Annotated in this window: 17 protein-coding genes; 10 read left to right on the top strand and 7 right to left on the bottom strand. The window is 37.7% G+C overall.

The genetic code is table 11. The features are described from left to right. Positions 1–78 precede the first annotated feature (78 nt). The 4 genes from H4J76_RS03720 to H4J76_RS03705 all read left to right on the top strand — a co-directional run bounded on the left by H4J76_RS03720 (position 79) and on the right by H4J76_RS03705 (position 4,481). Positions 79–678: a methyltransferase domain-containing protein gene (locus H4J76_RS03720; protein WP_259377114.1), complete on the top strand. Its 600-nt coding sequence runs from the start codon at positions 79–81 to the stop codon at positions 676–678. Between the two features lie 568 nt (positions 679–1,246). Then, positions 1,247–2,725 carry a glycerol kinase GlpK gene (gene glpK, locus H4J76_RS03715; RefSeq protein ID WP_182230128.1) on the top strand — a complete coding sequence of 493 codons (1,479 nt, stop codon included), beginning with the start codon at positions 1,247–1,249 and terminating at the stop codon, positions 2,723–2,725. Positions 2,726–2,860: 135 nt separating this feature from the next. Further along, positions 2,861–3,697, top strand: a complete 837-nt coding sequence (locus H4J76_RS03710) for a class I SAM-dependent methyltransferase (protein WP_182221626.1) — start codon at positions 2,861–2,863, stop codon at positions 3,695–3,697. Between the two features lie 22 nt (positions 3,698–3,719). Continuing rightward, positions 3,720–4,481, top strand: coding sequence for a type 1 glutamine amidotransferase domain-containing protein (locus H4J76_RS03705; RefSeq protein WP_182230127.1), 762 nt, complete (start codon positions 3,720–3,722; stop codon positions 4,479–4,481). A gap of 39 nt (positions 4,482–4,520) precedes the next feature. Here H4J76_RS03705 and H4J76_RS03700 read toward each other — a convergent pair whose 3' ends face one another. Then, complete coding sequence (locus tag H4J76_RS03700) at positions 4,521–5,045, bottom strand: VF530 family DNA-binding protein (protein WP_182230126.1); 525 nt, start codon at positions 5,043–5,045, stop codon at positions 4,521–4,523. A 69-nt stretch (positions 5,046–5,114) separates the two neighbouring features. Beyond that, the gene (locus H4J76_RS03695; protein WP_182214865.1) at positions 5,115–5,945 is read right to left on the bottom strand and encodes an SDR family oxidoreductase; all 831 of its coding nucleotides are present in this window, start codon (positions 5,943–5,945) and stop codon (positions 5,115–5,117) included. A gap of 95 nt (positions 5,946–6,040) precedes the next feature. Here H4J76_RS03695 and H4J76_RS03690 point away from each other — a divergent pair, with 95 nt between their 5' ends. The 4 genes from H4J76_RS03690 to H4J76_RS03675 all read left to right on the top strand — a co-directional run bounded on the left by H4J76_RS03690 (position 6,041) and on the right by H4J76_RS03675 (position 9,803). Further along, positions 6,041–6,853, top strand: a complete 813-nt coding sequence (locus tag H4J76_RS03690; protein ID WP_182230125.1) for a crotonase/enoyl-CoA hydratase family protein — start codon at positions 6,041–6,043, stop codon at positions 6,851–6,853. An 87-nt stretch (positions 6,854–6,940) separates the two neighbouring features. Next, positions 6,941–7,843, top strand: coding sequence for a radical SAM protein (locus H4J76_RS03685; protein WP_182230124.1), 903 nt, complete (start codon positions 6,941–6,943; stop codon positions 7,841–7,843). Positions 7,844–8,085: 242 nt separating this feature from the next. After that, positions 8,086–8,850, top strand: a complete 765-nt coding sequence (locus H4J76_RS03680; RefSeq protein WP_182230123.1) for an ABC transporter substrate-binding protein — start codon at positions 8,086–8,088, stop codon at positions 8,848–8,850. A 173-nt stretch (positions 8,851–9,023) separates the two neighbouring features. Further along, positions 9,024–9,803 (top strand): HD-GYP domain-containing protein, encoded by a 780-nt coding sequence (locus H4J76_RS03675; protein ID WP_182230122.1) that lies wholly within the window; start codon positions 9,024–9,026, stop codon positions 9,801–9,803. 91 nt (positions 9,804–9,894) lie between these two features. Here the strand turns inward: H4J76_RS03675 and H4J76_RS03670 are convergent, their stop codons facing one another. From H4J76_RS03670 to H4J76_RS03655, 4 genes are all read right to left on the bottom strand, one after another. Further along, a complete protein-coding gene (locus H4J76_RS03670; protein WP_182230121.1) occupies positions 9,895–11,166 on the bottom strand; it encodes a flavohemoglobin expression-modulating QEGLA motif protein in 1,272 nt (423 codons plus the stop codon). 130 nt (positions 11,167–11,296) lie between these two features. Continuing rightward, complete coding sequence (locus H4J76_RS03665; protein ID WP_182214877.1) at positions 11,297–11,920, bottom strand: DUF502 domain-containing protein; 624 nt, start codon at positions 11,918–11,920, stop codon at positions 11,297–11,299. Positions 11,921–11,984: 64 nt separating this feature from the next. Beyond that, entirely contained in the window at positions 11,985–13,853 is a 1,869-nt protein-coding gene (locus tag H4J76_RS03660) for a glutathionylspermidine synthase family protein (RefSeq protein WP_182230120.1), read from the bottom strand. 386 nt (positions 13,854–14,239) lie between these two features. Continuing rightward, the gene (locus H4J76_RS03655) at positions 14,240–14,992 is read right to left on the bottom strand and encodes an ABC transporter substrate-binding protein (protein ID WP_182214880.1); all 753 of its coding nucleotides are present in this window, start codon (positions 14,990–14,992) and stop codon (positions 14,240–14,242) included. A gap of 223 nt (positions 14,993–15,215) precedes the next feature. On the opposite strand from H4J76_RS03655, the gene H4J76_RS03650 reads away from it, so the two are divergent. After that, on the top strand, positions 15,216–15,899 hold the full coding sequence (locus tag H4J76_RS03650) for a glucosaminidase domain-containing protein (protein ID WP_182214882.1): 684 nt from the start codon (positions 15,216–15,218) through the stop codon (positions 15,897–15,899). Between the two features lie 490 nt (positions 15,900–16,389). On the opposite strand, the gene H4J76_RS03645 is transcribed toward H4J76_RS03650, so the two are convergent. Then, positions 16,390–17,214 carry an AraC family transcriptional regulator gene (locus H4J76_RS03645; protein ID WP_182221616.1) on the bottom strand — a complete coding sequence of 275 codons (825 nt, stop codon included), beginning with the start codon at positions 17,212–17,214 and terminating at the stop codon, positions 16,390–16,392. A gap of 180 nt (positions 17,215–17,394) precedes the next feature. Between H4J76_RS03645 and H4J76_RS03640 the strand changes: the two genes are divergently transcribed. Beyond that, positions 17,395–18,060, top strand: coding sequence for a glutathione S-transferase (locus H4J76_RS03640; RefSeq protein WP_182221615.1), 666 nt, complete (start codon positions 17,395–17,397; stop codon positions 18,058–18,060). Positions 18,061–18,062: the final 2 nt, after the last annotated feature.

The raw sequence follows: 18,062 nt of genomic DNA, 5'->3' as shown, positions 1-18,062 counted from the left end.
AGTGATTCAGTCATCAAGCGATTAAATAACGATACTTATTAATGATGAGTATTGAATTAAATGAAGGCTGCAAATTGATTGCAGCCTTTTTTATTACTTATAGAAAAAAGTCAAAAAGCTAAAATTATGCATTCCTCCTTGCTAGAAAAGTATTTACCTGAACTTAACCCTCATGAAAATTCATTACCCATCTTAGATCTGGCTTGTGGCAATGGCAGGAATGGTTTGTTTTGCCTAGAGAAAAATTTAGCGGTGACTTTTGCTGATATTAACACGCAGTCATTAGCGAATGTTCAGCAAGCAATAAGTCATGATGCAGATAAATATCAATCAACATTAGCCACCTTTTGGCTTATTGACTTTGAACAAAGGTTTTCTCAGCCATTAGTTGAAAATAGTTATAGTGCCGTAATGGTTTTTCGCTACTTACATCGACCACTTATCGAGCAGATTAAAGCGGCAGTAGTTCCTAATGGTCTCGTTATTTATGAAACGTTCACCTTAGGACAAGCGGTTCTTGGTCGCCCCAAAAATCCTGATTTTTTATTAAAAAAAGGAGAATTACTTGAGCATTTTGCTGGTTGGCAAATTATTCATTCTTTTGAAGGGACAATAATTTCAGATACGGGAAGTCATAGCCAAGCCATAGCGCAAGTCGTGGCGAGAAAACCTTTATAATTACTTAACAAATAAGTTGTGGCATGATCTGTTTAACCTGCTTAACTTTATTCATTCAGCGGAGACTGTTTTGTTTTACCGCAAAGTATCTTTTATCGATATGTTTAAGCGATAACAATTTCAGACGTGGGTAATAATAGCCAAGCCATAGCGCAAGTCGTGGCGAGAAAACCTTTATAATTGCTCAACAAGCAAGTTGTGGCATGATCTGTTTAACCTGCTTAACTTTATTCATTCAGCGGAGACTGTTTTGTTTTACCGCAAAGTATCTTTTATCGATATGTTTAAGGGATAACAATTTCAGACGCGGGTAATAATAGCCAAGCAATAACGCAAGTTGTGGCGATAAAACCTTTATAATTGCTCAACAAGCAAGTTGTGGCATGATCTGTTTAACCTGCTTAACTTTATTCATTCAGCGGAGACTGTTTTGTTTTATCGCAAAGTATCTTTTATCGATATGTTTAAGCGATAACAATTTCAGACGCGGGTAATAATAGCCAAGCCATAGCGCAAGTCGTGGCATAATCTGTTTAACTTTATTCATTCAGCGGAGACTTTTCTTTTTATGGCAAAGTATCTTTTATCGATAGACCAGGGCACGACAAGTTCACGAGCGATATTGTTCACCACCCAAGGTGAACGTTACGCGAGTGCCCAAGAAGAGTTTCCGCAATATTTTCCTCAAGATGGTTGGGTCGAACACAACCCCAACGAACTATGGCAGAGTGTCTTAAGTACCTGTCAAAAAGTGCTAGATGAAAATCAGTTGAGTGCTAGCGATATCTTAGGTATTGGCATAACAAACCAGCGAGAAACGACCCTCGTATGGGATAAAAATACTGGCGATGTTATTTACAATGCGATTGTTTGGCAAGATAGACGTACTGCTTTTTTTTGTGATTCAATTGATTGTCAAGACATCAAAAATAGCATTATGGATAAAACGGGGTTAATTTTAGATGCGTACTTCTCTGCGACCAAAATTAATTGGTTATTGGATAATGTACCCGGTGCAAGAGAAAAAGCAGACGCAGGTCAGTTACTTTTTGGCACTGTTGATACTTTTTTATTGTGGCAATTAACGGCGGGGAAATCTCATAAAACCGATGCAACTAATGCTTCTCGCACTATGTTATTTAATATTCACCAACAATGTTGGGATGATGAATTACTGGCTTTATTTTCAATACCCAAAAGTATGTTGCCTGACGTGATGGACTGCGCCGCTGAATTTGGTGTCACGCAATCATCTTTATTTAATGGTGAAATCCCCATTTTAGCGATGGCTGGCGATCAACAGGCGGCTTTATTTGGTCAAGCTTGTTTTACTGAGGGCATGGCGAAATGTACTTATGGTACAGGCGCATTTTTAATGCTAAATACCGGCAATAAAGCTTTAAAGTCAACTAATCGCCTACTGACAACTATTGCCTATCGTTTAAACGGTGACGTTACTTATGCTATTGAAGGCAGTATTTTTATGGCAGGGGCAACTATTCAATGGCTAAGAGATCAATTAAAGATCATTGATAAAGCAAGTGACAGTGAAAAAATTGCTGAAAATACGGTTGTTGAGCATGGTGTTTTTTTAGTCCCAGCATTTACAGGCTTGGGTGCCCCGTATTGGGATCCTAATGCTCGCGCTGTCATTTCAGGCCTTAGTCGTGACTCAGGTCGAAATGAAATAATTTCTGCTGCTTTGCAGTCGGTTGCTTTTCAAAGCAAAGATTTACAAAATGCTATGGCAAAAGATGGCTTAGCGCTCTCATTTTTAAAAGTAGACGGCGGTATGGCGGAAAATAACTGGCTGCTTAATTTTATCAGCGATATGTTATCGATAACGGTTGAACGCCCTGATATCGTTGAAACCACAGCGTTAGGCGTTGCTTATTTAACCGGCTTACAAGCAGGCGTTTTTTCTTCTGTTGATCAATTATCAACCTTGTGGCGCTGTGAAAAAAGTTTTACGCCACAAATCAGCGAGCAGAAAAAAAATCGTCTTTATGCACAGTGGCAAGATGCCGTAAGTAAAGTACAAAGCTAGTACCTTAATTGCGAGTAGTTATCAATTTAGACAAAAGCTGGCGATTGTTATTGTCACTTTAATTAGCACTGAAATTCTGCACTTTACGCGTTAACGGGTATACAATGCTAATTTTATTATTCTATAAATCTCATTATGCATATTGATCCTAAATGGCGTGTTTTAACGGTTGGCGATGGCGACTTATCTTTTTCTGCATCTTTACTTAAACATCATCAACCCCAGCAGCTGACAGCAACCATCTTTGACAGCATGGCTTGTTTACAGGAAAAGTACGGTGATGTTTATTATCAGCAGTTACAGCAGGACAATTGCCAAGTCATCACTGATTTTGACGTCACTGATGAAAATACTTGGGGGACGTTAGCTGAAAAATCATTTGATTTGGTGATCTTTCAATTTCCATTATTACCCGCTTTTCCTTCTGAACAAGCTTTTCAAGCTCAGTGCCAGCAATTAAGTGTTAATACCTTAAACAGAGCTTTACTGAGAAAATATCTGTTGAACTGCTTTCAATACTTTCTTGATGAAAACGGTGCAAAACTTGCGTTGATCACTTCAAAGAATGTTAAACCTTATCTGCAATGGAATATTGAAAAAGCATTAATCACTGATACCGATATCAACTATATTGGTCGTTTTTTCTTTGATATTACTAAATTTCCAGATTATAAAGTCAGGAATGTAAACAGAGATAAACATGTTAAATCAACTCAAGGTACAACTTATATATACAGCCAAGCGCCTCTAGAAAACTGTAAGGCGATGTTTGATGCTAACAGCGACGACTATATTACCTATAACCGTAAAAGTAGGGTGCCTGAAGATAAAAAATGCTTAGCTTGTCATACAGGCGCTTTCGCCACAGAGCACGACAAGCAAATGCATTTAGCCACTAAGAAACATCAGCAAATGTCTGCCTACGAGCAGCAATGGACTTATTTCCTGCAACAAGAACAGGCTAACAAATAAATCTTAAATAGGGTCAATAAAGATGCATAACAAAAAAGTACTGATCCCGCTACCGCGCTATGGTTGCGATCCTTCAGAAGTCGCTATTCCTTGGTTATTGCTAAAAGAACAGCAGGTTGAAATGACCTTTATAACACCTGATGGCAAGGTCGCGACGGCTGACGATATTATGCTGACTGGAAAAGGTTTGGGCTTGCTCAAACCCTTATTACAGGCTAGACAAGATGCCATAAATGCCTATCGTCAACTGGAACAATCAGCTGAATTTAATAAGCCTTTATTTTACACCGATGTGAAAGCCAGTGACTTCGATGGATTATTATTACCGGGTGGGCATGACAAAGGGGTAAAAGAATATTTAGAGTCAGAGGTATTACAAAGATTGGTGGTTGATTTTTTTAATGAAAATAAACCCGTCGCGGCTGTTTGTCATGGCGTATTAATTCCAGCGAGAAGTATTGATCCCAAAAGTCAAAAATCGGTCATCTATAATTATCAATGTACCGGGCTATTAAAGCGTCAAGAGCTTATGGCTTTCCAATTAACTCGACTTTGGTTAGATGATTATTATTTAACGTATCCAGAAACAACCACAGAAGATGAATTAGTGGCAGCACTTGCCAGTAAAACTCAGTTTGTTAACGGCAGTTTGCCATTAGCTCGTGATGATTTACAGCACTTGTCACGTGGCTTTATCGTTAAAGATAGAAACTACTTATCGGCGCGATGGCCTGGAGATATTTATAATTTTAGTTTGAGATTTATTGATATGTTGACAGATTAACCCTGTAGTAAATCTGTCACTTGAATGCTTATATTGATGTTACTTAGGAGAATCAGAGTAAGGATTTGAAGATGCACTAGCTGGCTTTGAGCGTTCAGGTTTTTCTGTACGACGAGCAAAGCCCTGTTCACTTTTATCTTTATAGCTACCCTTACTGCTATTACTTCTGCTATCTCGACCTTGTGATGAAGGTTTGTTATCAGAAAAATTGGATGATCTGATTGTAGGGATAGGGGCTTGTCCTAAAATTAGTACGGCAGGGTCTTTAGGTTTCTGGCGTGCGGGTATCACTCGCAGACGCGGTGGAATTTCATATTGTTCATCATCAGCTTTAGGCAAGTTCTTAAATTGATATAAATAAAAACGTTCCATTTTTTCACGTGCCCACTCGGTCTTACGCAAAAACTTTAAGCTAGATTCAATACTAGGCTTGTTTTTAAAACAATTAATATTGGTATATTCCGCTAGAATTTCCCAACCATAATGATCATACACTTCATTTAAAAGTGTATCTAATTTAAGCCCGTGCAAGGGATTATTGAGTTGTTCGTCTTCTAGCGTCATGAGATTCTTTTTTACTAAACAGTTATAGCCATATTATATACGGATATGCGGACAATGTACTTGCCTTTATTATTTTTTGTTTCGATAACGCTCTTTTGCTTTTCGACCTTTTTTATAAAGTGCCGGTCTTAGAAAGCGTCTTAGTGAAGGAAATAGATAAGAAACAGTAGTTAACCAACCGCTCGAACGAGGTAATGTAATCTCGATTTGCTCACCTTTAGCTACGCGGATTATTGCCTCAGTGACTTGCTGTGGACTGCTCATGGGTTGCGAAAATACAATATCTTCTACTTCATCTATTTCAGACATAATAAAGCCAGTATTGATTGGCCCCGGAGAAACCAAACCAATACTAATCCCCGAACCGCTTAATTCATCAGCAAGGGCATAGGTAAATGCACGCAGCCCAGACTTAGTTGCGCAATAGGTTGCAGCGCCCTGTAATGGTGTTCGACCAGCTAAAGAGCCAACATTAACGATGCCGCCAAAGCCACCATTAGTTATACTGCTGCGTATATAAGGTAAAATTAATGCCGACAGTGCTATTGGCGCACGTAAATTTACATCGACCATTTTTGCTAATTGTTCAGCGGTATTATCTTCAACATTACCGCGTTGATGATAGCCAGCATTATTAATAAGATAATGAATACTGCCAAATTTCTCTTGAGCACTCTCTAGCATTTTTTGGCAATCAGCTGAATTAGCGACATCCATCTTGATGGTTAACACCGAAGTTTCAACACTAAGTTCTTTTTCAATCTCGTCGAGTGCTTGTTGTCCTCTGGCTAACAAAACCAAATTAGCTTTCAATTTGGCAAAGGCTCGGGCAGTTTCTGCACCAACACCTGCAGATGCACCGGTAATAACGACTGTTTTACCTTGAAAATAATGTTCCATCTTTATGCTTCCAGTTTCATTTGTTTTTATTTGTTTTATTTATTTACATCTCATGTCGACAAGGTTATTTTATTCTGGTCTAACCAGAGGTCAGTATGCCAGAAAAAACCGTATTGTTAACTATCGAAAACAACATTGCTTATGTTGCCCTTAATCGTGCAGATAAACATAACGCTATTAATATGATGATGTTTTATCAACTTGATAAAATTATTAAACAATTACAAAAAGATAAATCACTGCGAGCAGTAATTGTTCATGGTAAGGGTGTCGATTTTTGTAGTGGTTTAGATGTTAAGTCTGTGATGAAAGCACCGGTTAATATCTTTAAACTCCTGTTTAAATGGTTACCCGGTCAATCAAATTTAGCACAACGTGTATCAACGGGCTGGCGTAAAATTCCTGCTCCGGTGATCATGGCATTACATGGCAGAGTTTGGGGGGGCGGTTTACAAATAGCACTCGGTGGCGATTTTCGCTTTGTTGAGCCCAGTGCTACTTTATCTATTTTAGAGGCAAGGTGGGGACTCATTCCGGATATGGGCGGCACTTTGGCACTTAAAGAACACTTGCCAGCAGATCAAGCGAAGTTGTTGGCGATGACTGGTCAAGAAATTTCTGCGCAGCAAGCACTTGAATTCAAGTTAATTACCAATATTTGTGCTGATCCCTTAGTGTCAGCAAAAAGCTTAGCAGATAAACTTTGCCAGCAATCACCGGATGCGGTTGCAGGTGTTAAAAAACTTTATAATCATGTTTGGTGGCGTAGTGACCGTTTTACCTTAGCCCGTGAAACTTATTATCAATTAAAAGTTATGCTAGGTAAAAATCAAAAGATAAAAACTTACAACCAAACCCATAGCACCAGTGAAGCGAAAGTCTTTAAAGATAGAGGCGATTGGTCGTAAGATTTAACTGAATATTTTCAGGTTGAATTTGCTACTTTTTTTCGATGATGTGTAGCTATCTAAAGTGATCTAAAAAGTGAGTGACCAATGTATCCCCTTAAATATATAGAGCCAGTTTTTCGTCCGCCCAGTGAGTGGAAGAGCCTTATTTTGCAAGTTACCAATGGCTGCTCTTGGAATAATTGTTCTTTTTGTGAAATGTATACGGCCGAAAATAAAAAATTTAAACCGAAAAAAGTCGCATTAATTGAAGAAGAGATGATTAAAGTTGTCGACTCAGGTTTACCGGTTGGTCGGGTGTTTTTAGCCGACGGTGACGCAATGATGTTACCGTTTAAACGCTTAAAAGAAATACTTGAGCTAATAAAGCAATATTTTCCGCAAGTCACTCGTGTTACAAGTTATTGTCTACCAAGAAACGTCAGTAATAAAACGGTTGAACAGCTAGCAGAGTTAAAGGCGTTAGGCTTGTCTCTCTTGTATGTTGGTTGTGAAAGCGGTGACGATGAGGTCTTACAATTAATTGACAAGGGCGAAACCTATCAAAGCTCTTTAATTGCGCTCAACAAAATTAAGCAAGCAGGTATTAAAAGTTCAGTGATGATCTTAAATGGACTTGGCGGACCTGAGCTATCCAAACAGCATGCCATTAACTCAGCTAAATTAATGAATGAAGCACAACCCGACTACTTATCGACACTCGTGGTTAGCTTTCCTTTAGGGCAAGAACGTTTTGCTAAAAACTTTACTGACCGACAATATCAACCCTATCGACTGCTAAGTCAGCAAGAGTTATTTATTGAAATGGCAACATTGTTATCCGCTCTGGAATTAGAAAAAACTATTTTTAGGTCTGATCATGCTTCAAATTACTTAGTCTTAAAGGGCATTTTAGGCAAAGATAAAGAGAAACTAGTTAATACGGTGCAAATGGCATTAGCGCATTCTACAGAAATTCCGCTTCGTCAAGAATGGCAACGAGGATTATAGCCAGTAATACCCGGACACTAAAAAAGTTACTAATTAAAATAATAAACTCAAACAATATGTTAAGTTAGTTATAGTTTTATAGTCAGCTGATAAATGTAGTCCGTACTTTATTTACAGCACATAGCTCAGTCCACCATCAATAACGTTGATATGGGCAGATATATTGACTATAAATAAGGTTTACGTTAATTGATAATAAAGTCTGTTAATTTTATTTTATCGTGGTGGAGGATTCAGTTTTAATGAATAAATTTATTATTAAGTCTATTTTACTATTTTTTATTGTGATTGCTCCGCTACAAGCACTTCAACAATTATCGCCAACAAAAAATATTACTTTTTATACTGAAAACTATCCACCGGCTAATTATTTAGTTAATGATAAGCTTAAGGGAATTTCAGTAGAGACCTTAAAAGCGTTATGGAAACATTTAGACATTGCAGAACAAGAAATTCTGGTTGTTCCCTGGGCGCGTGGCTATAGATTTACCTTAGATAAAGCCAACAGCGCTTTGTTTACCGTTTCTAGAACTCAAGCTCGCGAAGGTTTATTTAAATGGGTCGGGCCTATTTTTTACTCTACTCATGTGCTAGTAGCCAAAAAATCAAAAAACTTTGAGTTCGCTAATTTAGGGCAAATTTTTTACCGTAAAGTTGCCACCGTAGCAGGCGATATTTCAGAAATTTCGCTTAATCAAGTGGGTTTCCCTTCCTCTAACTTGGCAAAAGTATCCTCCTTAAAACAAGCTTTTTTAATGATGCAATCAGATCGTGTCGACATGATTGTTATCTCTATACATGGTTTCGCTCATTTAGCAGAACAACTTGGCTTTGATGAAACTGACTATGAACAGGTCTGGCAGGTCAATAAGGTAGGTAACTACTTTGCTTTCAATATAAACACAGCCAATGACGTGATAGCACTATATCAAAAGGCCTTCGATGATATTGCACCGCAACGGTTAGCGATTAAAGCTACTTATGCTTTACCCCAAGCTGAGTATTAATGAATTAGCTATATTAAGTGTTTTGTTTATTGAGCACGCTATCAAACCTTAACTTGACATCATGATGCCTGGGCTAAATGGCAATATAGTTGCTGAAAGGTTAAAACTTAATCCTGAGACCATGTATATTCCAATTATTATGGTGACTTCGATAGGACGAGCATGCGGCTAAATTGACGGCACTTAAAGTAGGCGCTGATGATTTTCTTACTAAGCCAATCGACCGAGCTGAACTTATATTACGGGTTAGGAATATGTTGCGCTTAAAGGATTACAGTGATCTCCTTACAGAATACAACAATAAACTTGAAGACAAGGTTAAAGAACGTACGGTTAAGCTTGAAAATGCTTATAAGGAAACTATCATCACTATGGTCAGCGCTGCTGAATTTAAGGATGAGGAGACCGGGGCACACGTACGCCGTATTGCACACTATTCATATCTGTTAGGACGATTGCTTGGTCTGAGTAAAAAAATGAATAAAGCATTGTTTTATGCGAGCCCAATGCACGACATTGGTAAGATTGGTATATCAGATGCTATTCTTTTCAAAACAACGCCTTTTACACCTCAAGAGCGTGAGACCATGAACACGCATAGTGCTATTGGCGCAAAAATCCTGCAAAAGGGGGATTCTCCTTTTATAAAAATGGGCGCTGAAATCGCATTAAATCACCACGAAAGATGGGATGGCACTGGCTATCCTAATGGTCTTTCTGGTGAAGATATTCCATTATCTGCTCGTATTATGGCGCTGTGTGACGTTTATGATGCGCTGCGTTCAAAACGTCCTTACAAGCATGCTTTTAGTCATGAAAAGGCAGTAAAAATAATTATTGAAGGTGATGGTAGAACCATGCCTGAGCATTTCGACCCTAAGGTGCTTGCTGCTTTTGCCGCACATCCAGGGAATTTTGAAAAGGTCTATGAAAAATATAAGGACGACCACTAACTTTTGCATAAGTAACGCTGTTTTAACAACAGCATTAGCCGCTATCATATATAAGCCTGATGGCAGCTAGTAGCTAATGTATTTCGCAACGTTAATTGAACGTTTTTGGAATGCTGTGCAGCAACTCATCATAATGGCTATAAATTTTAGGCATATCCATTTTATTGAGAAACTCAGAGCAGGTTAAGTAAGCCAATAAATAGCGTGCGTCTTCAACCCATGGTGGTAAGTATTTACCGGGCTGACATAGCCCCATTTCCTCTAATTTGTATAGTACAGGAATGTCTTCAATATCTAATTTTCCACAAAATAATAACTTAAGACAATCTGCTCGACCATTAGCGGCGATAGCTTTTAAGAAATTATGCACGCGGATAAGTCCTTCTAAGTAAACACCATCTTTAGTAAAGGGAGCGCCGCCAGTTAAAACACCTCCCCTGAAAACTCTTCGAGTATTTTCATAAGCTTGTGATTCATTGCCAATACGACCTAAAAAGTAGTTATACACTTCTAAAAAGTCTGCGCCTTCAATCGACATTTGTATCGCGATAATACGGTCAGCTAGTCTACGCAGTCTATCCAAATCGATAGAATTAGTGATATATTCAGAAAATACCGCTAAGCCTTCTTGTGTTTTAGTGGTCCCAGGATGACCAGCGGCTAATATTTTAAGGTGCGGCTGATTAAGTCCATTAATTGAGGTGGCAACATGAATATGGGCTTCATGATTAATGAGTTGTTGCGCGTCAAGATCAGTAAAACAGGCTGTCTTCCTAATCCGTATTAACTTTGGGTTTGCTAGCGCGTTGGCAGATAGCTCGTCAACCACTTCAACTTTTGGCGCATCTGTACCAAACATTTTAGTCACGGCTGCTTGCATTTGCTCAGCGATATCTGAAGCTAGATAACACATAGGTGGTGGACTACCAAAGTTGTAACTAGCATAACTACTAATTTGTTTGTCAAAAATATTTGCCAATTCAAGCGGTGTTGATTTACCGTCAGTAAATGGGTTGGTAGGTTTACCGTAAAGCGCCTCAGAAAATTCATAAAACTTTTTAGTGCCTACCGATCCCATCATCAAAGCACCATGTTCAAGCTTAGTTGAAATGCGCTTTAGCCATTCATCTATGTCTGAATTCCCCATCAAGCTTCTAGCTTCACTCACTAAACTTAAGGTTTTACTGGGATCAAAAGTAGGGTAGCTAACCTTAGGTAGCTCTTTGCACTTATCCGCAAAGAATTGCTGTTTAATATCTCTGTTCCATTCTAAATGAGTGAGTATTCTAATCGGTTGGCTCGCGCTATATAGAATAGAACTTATCTGGCATATCCGTTCTTTTTCCACTTCTAATGTATTCATGGGTCTTTAAATTCCATAGTCATTACGAGTTACTTACTGAGTTAACTCACAAAAATTGCGTTAGCACCAAAAATAAATTGTTATCTTATTGGTTTTACTCTGTAAATTGGCGCATTAACACATGGTAAAGTTAAGGGGTTTTAAAATGATCTTTTGTTAATGTTTTGGCTGAGCCAACACCACAGCCGACGATTAAGTTCATCACGCTTTTAGCACTGCCTTCAATGTGTTTAACATCTGCTTTAGGAGCAAAAATAACAAAACCATTAAATGGGCTAGGGCTAGTAGGCACAAATACCGCAAAATGATCCTCTAATTCGTCAGTAATATAACCCAAAACTAATTGTTCAGATTGAAATGCTTTAAGCATTACTGGGCGCGTAAAAGAACCACCATCTTTATTTTTAAACTGGCTCAGTATATCTCTTATCAGCGTATAACCAGGAATTGGAACAAGTAAGCGTTGTTCTAATTGGCCATGAACATAGCGTCCCCATACTGTTTGTACGAGTAGTCCTATGATAAAACACAATAAAAACACTGCAGTAAACGCAAGGATTTCAGCTAAAGGGATGTGAGAGACAAATTGTGTTGAGAAAAAAGTAGATATCGGTTCAAAGGCCATTGAAAGTGAATTTAATAGCCAAAAAGCGACTTTAAAAACAATAACAACGGGCAATAATATAACCATTCCACCAATAAATGCCGTTAATAAAAAGTTTTTAATATTTTTTAATATACTTAATAATTGCAAGTTAATATCCTAGATACGGTTGAAATAAGCGCAGATATGCTGAATGTTAGCGCAAGAAACATTTTTATACGTCATGTTTACATTGTAATGCTAAACAATCACTATCTTTATCAATAATCATTGACGAGTCCACTCTTACACCACTACCGGCATAATGGCCATTTGCGGTAAAAGTACAAACTTGCACATATTTATCCTCGACATAGGGCAAGGGGAACAATGTTTGGTAGATTTGCTCTCTTGTTTCAAAATTACCTGACTTTTCGGCAATCACTTGCTTGTTTTCATCTATTATCTTTATATTTGCACCACAGCGGCCAACGATTGGCTTGCTTACGTAGCCAGTTTGCTCAAGTTCATCCGTTAATTCAAAGCTGGTATTTAACAAGTAGGGATGATTTGGAAATAGCATACATAGCACAGGTAAAATCGCTTTGTTGCTAGGAATAAGTGTCCAAAGTGGCTCAAAAACCATAATATTATCGTTTAGTAGTACGTCAGATAAGCTAGGTTTATGCGGTTTTTTATGCTGAGCTTTATTAATGACATCATCTTGATTTGCTCTTATTTCGTCAAGTGCAGTCTCCCACGCCCATGTTTTCCATATCCATTGAAGCTTTATGCCGGCTGAATCTTCAATTTCATTATTTTTATTGCACGTTAATGAATCAATCCCTACCAATATTTTACATTGATGACCCGCCGCTTCTATGGCGTTTTTCATAAAGAGTGCATGATAGGTTTCTTCGGGGTCATCATCTTGTAATATATGAATAACGGAGTCGATAGCACGAGCTTGCCAAGCTTTAACTAAAAGGCTAAATAAGGCTGTGCCTGCATCAGTTCCACCTTTCACTTGGAAGTGTTTTAGCCATTTACCTTGTACTTTTCCAACCTCCATATAGCATGATGCCGAATCACAATTATATTCGTAGACCTTCAAGCCATGTTCAGACATTGAAAAATCAAAACGACTTGTTACTAATTGATTAGCGCGGTTAGACCATGAGCGCTTAATTTTTTCATTTAGGTTTTTGGGTAAGCCAAATTTTTCCAATAGCTCTGGATGTTCCAGCACGTAATCGGTAGTATGCATAAACATTTGATGCAGTTCATCCGTGGCCGTTTCTAGTGCTAAATGAGCTTGGGGTGATATACGGTAATAGCGTAAAGCGCTTGCATCATCACATGACAGTCTATGGCCAGCCATCATTTGAAAAAATGCATATTCGTCGTCATTGGCGAGGTTTAACCAAGGGGTATTGGCTTTATTTTGTGCTGGCGCAGTACAAGCTTCAATATTAAACACTTCGGGTTCTGGCAGAGAAGAAATCAGCGCATCTGTTTCATCATCAGTTTGTATTAACCACCCCAAAATGGTTGACCCATCAGAGGGGCAGTGTAGCCAGTAGTCGCCGTTACTGCCTAATTTTGCTTTTATTTCACGCGAATAGTTTTGCCCATTTGGCCAAGGTGCAAAGGCCATGTTTTGTTCGGCGATATACACTTTATCGTTAAAAACTGCAGTGATTATAGCTACGTGACCCGTTTCTTCAAATTCTCCACCTTCATCCCAAATTAGTAAACTTCCTACTTCAGGTAATCTCTTTGCGCCATTTTCAAAGGCATTTAAGGCGAGTTCGTTATTATTTACAATATCTCTCACGGAACGTAAATTAAATATTTCGTAAGCCATAGCTACATCGTTAAAAATATAACCTTTGTTGGTGTAAAGCCATCGACGAGCAAATTCAACACATTGCCATTTATGTCCCATATAAATATCATCTACATAGCTTCTAAAGTGACTACGCGATTTATAGATTAATGGGTCTACGGTATCATAATCGCTAGAATAAGCGGTTACATTGCCCATCGATATACCGATAGGGGTGCCAAAAGAGACATCTTGTATGTTTTTAATTTTAGTCATTTAGTCCAGACTTAAGTGGCTATTAGCGTAAAAAAAATGCTTTCGCTATAGCATTGCCCTTTAAAATAGTTGAGTGAAATAATGGTTAAGATGAACGACGAGCTCATTTAAACTAACTTTACATTAAGCTTAATATTCTGGTCAAGATCAGATTAAACTAACGGTATTTTTTACGTGAAATATAGAGCATAAGTAGCTATGAAGCTAACCTTGTAATATTTTTGTTTAAGCTAACGGATATAAAATAGCGAAGGCATTTTATCTTCGTGCAAAATTGATGAGTAATATTGAGGCGAGGATGATAAGAATAAACCACTAAACGTTGAGCACTTTTCGCTAATGGTTCGTCATCCTTAGAGTCGAGACTATAATCCGTAAATAACTCACTAGTTACCTAAGGTATACGATGCGAATATTTTTTCATAACGACCATTCGCTTTTAATTCTTTAAGGCCTTTATTGAAGGCATTTCTGGCTTTTTTATCATGAAAAAGAATATTATTAGGGCTTGCTCCAAAAAGTGGAAATTTATCCACTAATAAATGGGTATTGATTTGTCCTTCTTTTTGAATTTTAGCTCGGTAATGTTTAAATATTTGTAGGTCTAACTGAATGATATCGAAACGTTCTAGATATAACATTTTAACCTGTAATTCTTGATCATGATTCTCTAGATAAAGCGGGTTTTTGTTGGCCATTACGGCATACTCTCCACCCAAGTGTGTTTTGGCGCCTTGCCAAGACAATAAAGAGTATGAAGCTAGCTCATTCAAGTGAGTAAATTTATAATTATGCTTTTTTAATGCGAAGGCAAAATTTTCGTAAGCATAAGCTTCATCAGATAAGAAACCGGTAAGGTTTTCTTTGGTCATTGTTTTTAAGTTCATGTCACAGGCCGCATCAACATCCTTAGCTCTGAATGATGTTATTCGGCGAGCATATGGATAATAAATTGCTTCTATTTCATAGCCAGCTGGCTCTAAGGCCTCTCTTATTAAAGTTATTATTATACCGTCGTTAGTTTCAGGCATTACCCAAGGTGCAAGAGCATCACCAAAGGCAATGGTGATTTTTTGTTGAGCAAAGGAAGGCAGAGTAAATAACAAACTGATGATTAATAAAAATAGTTTTAGCTGCATATGTTAGTTAATAGGATAATAAATAAGTAAAATGAGTATAGACGAAAAATAGACGAAAAATAATTTTTCACAGCTGTTTATCAAACAAGTAAATTTTTTATGACACGAGACTGCAGAACTAGATAACTTTACTTTTAAAATTTTAGCGGACTTTATGCTATACTTCCTGAAAGTTAACCGCTTTTTTATACTTAACAATATATTTCTAACTACAAGGCTTGCCATGAAATTAACTGCTTTTCAGTCAAAAACATTATTGATACTTATCCCCTTAATATTATTATTATCGACAGCGATTTATTTCTATGGCGCAAATGAACCTACTTTGCCAAAAATGACAGTACAAGAGAAAAAGGCTCGCTTTAAAAATTTAATTATTCCTGCAATAGACGAAGTTTATGATGAACTTATGGTTCAATATCTTGACGTTTCAGAGTCACTTAAGTTAGGTAGTGATAACGATATGATAGAAAAACTGAAAATAGAATATAAAGCCAAAACTGATAATGAGCTGTTAATGGCACTTAAACCTCACCCTAAAAGTATTGCTATTGCACAAGCGGCAATGGAGAGTTCTTGGGCAACCTCTCGTTTTTTTAATGAAGCTAATAATATTTTTGGTGTTTGGTCATTCGATGAAGATGAACCTAGAATCGCGGCACTGAAAAAAAGGGGTGATAAAACCATTTGGCTAAAAAGATACCCTTCTATTAAAGCCTCGGTAAGGGGCTACTATCGAACCCTTGGACGCAGCGCCGCCTTTCAGAAATTTAGGCAATTACGACTAAAAACTGATGACCCCTACTCTTTAGTTAAAAAGTTAGACCGTTATTCTGAAAAGGGTGCAGAATATGGTGATGAATTAACCTCTATTATAAAGTTTAATAAATTTAATACTTATGACTAAAGTTCGGTTAAATTTATCAGTGTCGTCGAGAAAACTCGGTACTTAAGTGCCGAGTAGTTCAATCAAGTAAGGCTGATTTAAAGCATGCTGAAGTAGGTGTTCGTTATCTTCATCGTGCTCGATTTTATTTTTTGTTATCCTGCATAATACCTGCTCAACGTTATCCCCATTACCCGTAAAGACTTCAGCAAAGTTTATATCTTAGCTCCCCTATATAATTCTGATAATCGACAGGTATTTAATCGTGAATCTAAGCAGGTTCTCAAATGATAAATTTATCTGACGTAGACAAATTTCTGCTGTGGTTACTTTGAAAAATAGTATTCTGGCAACACATTGCATGAATCTTGTGTCACTCTATCTCGAACCCTTGCAAGGGTAACTTTATTATATTTGAGCTTATAGGGTTTTGAAGTCTATATTTGCGCTAATACATCTATGACAACACTTAAGGTAAAACACTCCTTAGCTAGAAAAATTTTACAGCGGCCTAAGGTCTCAGTGTTACCCCTTGATGTTTAATCATTAACCTAAAAGCACCGGGAGTTATCCCGTAGCGGCGTTTAAAGTGCCGGTAAAAATGACTAAGATTACTAAAGCCCGAAGCAAAAGCAATTTCGGTTATATCGGTGTTGGAACTAGCAAGGTTTTTAGCAACGGCATCACAACGCAGTTTTAAAAGGTATTCAATAAAGCTGAAACCGGTGTGCTGGCGAAATTGGCGAGCAAAATGACTTCTTGATAGATTAACTTGCTTTGCCACCTTATCTAGAGTGATATCCATAGTGTAATTATTGTTGATCCAATCTTGAGCATTGGTCATTCGCAAAGATGATTGTGCATTTGCTTGCTGCTCGTAACCGGCGTTGCTGATATGGATCAGTAATAGTCGTAAGTAGAGGTTCTCTTTTAAACAAACATTTAATGGTGAGCTCGAAATGGGTTGTATTTCGAGTTCATTGGCAATTTTTTGCATTCCTTGCGTACTGTGCTGGCTGCTTAAATTGAGATTGTTAGTTAAAAATCCTCCTTTAGATAACGTTTTTAAATACAAACTGTTGGCGGGTGTTGACAAGTTATCAAAGGACGGGGGAGCAATACATGCAAACAGTAATTTTGTTTCGGTGTTTTTATCTGTCGTGATTGAATGTTGATATTCAGCAGGGATAAAAACGGAATGTCCGCTTAAAAGTTGATGGCTTTCGTCATTAATCGTTATGCTTACAGCACCTTTTAAACAGACGACAAACTCATGGAGGTTATGCTGGTGTTGCTCGATATCTCGACGTAATACAACACAGGAGGTCCAAAGCATTAAAATAGTCCGATAGTATAATTATGTGGTTCAATCGTATGCGACGCCGGGAAATAAAGCTATTAAAATAATATATACTTAGCACTATTGTACTATTGGTTGCGGTCATCACGAATAAATCATGATAGCGATTTATAGTACAATAGTTGGCTTTAGGCTTTTATCTTAATGGGGAAAACTATGATTGTTGTACACCACCTTAATAACTCACGTTCGCAGCGGGTGCTTTGGGCTTTAGAAGAGCTTGGCGTACCTTATGACGTTAAGCGTTATGAGCGAGACCTAAAAACAAATTTAGCGCCTAACACCTTAAAGAAAGTACATCCATTGGGTAAATCTCCAGTGATCACTGATGGTAGCATTACTGTTGCTGAGTCTGGAGCCATTATTGAATACCTTGCACAAACTTATGGTGATGATTTTACTCCCGATATTGGCACAGAAGCACATCGCCAGTATATATACTGGTTACATTTTGCTGAGGGAACATTGATGCCACAATTATTACTAAAAATAATCTTTGAAAAAATATTGAAAAGTACGATGCCCTTTTTTGTTAAGCCAATTGCTAGAGGGATTGTGAAAAAAGTAATGAAAGGCTATGTTGGGCCAAATATTACCGGGAACTTAGACTTTATCGAAAGCCATTTAAAAAATAATCAGTGGTTTGCTGGAGAAGAATTATCTGGTGCTGATATTCAAATGAGTTTTCCTCTAGAGGCTTGGGTTGCCAAAAGTTCAAATGACAATAACTACCCAGAAATTACCGCTTACGTTAAGCGTTTTCAAGCCCGTTCAGCCTATCAAAAAGCCCTTAAGTCTGGAGGTCATTACGATTATGCTTAATA

Source organism: Colwellia sp. BRX9-1, assembly GCF_014077195.1.
GTDB lineage: Bacteria > Pseudomonadota > Gammaproteobacteria > Enterobacterales > Alteromonadaceae > Colwellia_A.
This window is presented reverse-complemented; position numbering and strand designations above follow the sequence as displayed.

Coding starts and splice junctions, on each gene's coding strand:
- glpK (WP_182230128.1), top strand. CDS start 1,247: ATGGCAAAGTATCTTTTATCGATAGACCAGGGCACGACAAGTTCACGA.
- H4J76_RS03710 (WP_182221626.1), top strand. CDS start 2,861: ATGCATATTGATCCTAAATGGCGTGTTTTAACGGTTGGCGATGGCGAC.
- H4J76_RS03705 (WP_182230127.1), top strand. CDS start 3,720: ATGCATAACAAAAAAGTACTGATCCCGCTACCGCGCTATGGTTGCGAT.
- H4J76_RS03700 (WP_182230126.1), bottom strand. CDS start 5,045: ATGACGCTAGAAGACGAACAACTCAATAATCCCTTGCACGGGCTTAAA.
- H4J76_RS03695 (WP_182214865.1), bottom strand. CDS start 5,945: ATGGAACATTATTTTCAAGGTAAAACAGTCGTTATTACCGGTGCATCT.
- H4J76_RS03690 (WP_182230125.1), top strand. CDS start 6,041: ATGCCAGAAAAAACCGTATTGTTAACTATCGAAAACAACATTGCTTAT.
- H4J76_RS03685 (WP_182230124.1), top strand. CDS start 6,941: ATGTATCCCCTTAAATATATAGAGCCAGTTTTTCGTCCGCCCAGTGAG.
- H4J76_RS03680 (WP_182230123.1), top strand. CDS start 8,086: ATGAATAAATTTATTATTAAGTCTATTTTACTATTTTTTATTGTGATT.
- H4J76_RS03670 (WP_182230121.1), bottom strand. CDS start 11,166: ATGAATACATTAGAAGTGGAAAAAGAACGGATATGCCAGATAAGTTCT.
- H4J76_RS03660 (WP_182230120.1), bottom strand. CDS start 13,853: ATGACTAAAATTAAAAACATACAAGATGTCTCTTTTGGCACCCCTATC.
- H4J76_RS03655 (WP_182214880.1), bottom strand. CDS start 14,992: ATGCAGCTAAAACTATTTTTATTAATCATCAGTTTGTTATTTACTCTG.
- H4J76_RS03650 (WP_182214882.1), top strand. CDS start 15,216: ATGAAATTAACTGCTTTTCAGTCAAAAACATTATTGATACTTATCCCC.
- H4J76_RS03645 (WP_182221616.1), bottom strand. CDS start 17,214: ATGCTTTGGACCTCCTGTGTTGTATTACGTCGAGATATCGAGCAACAC.
- H4J76_RS03640 (WP_182221615.1), top strand. CDS start 17,395: ATGATTGTTGTACACCACCTTAATAACTCACGTTCGCAGCGGGTGCTT.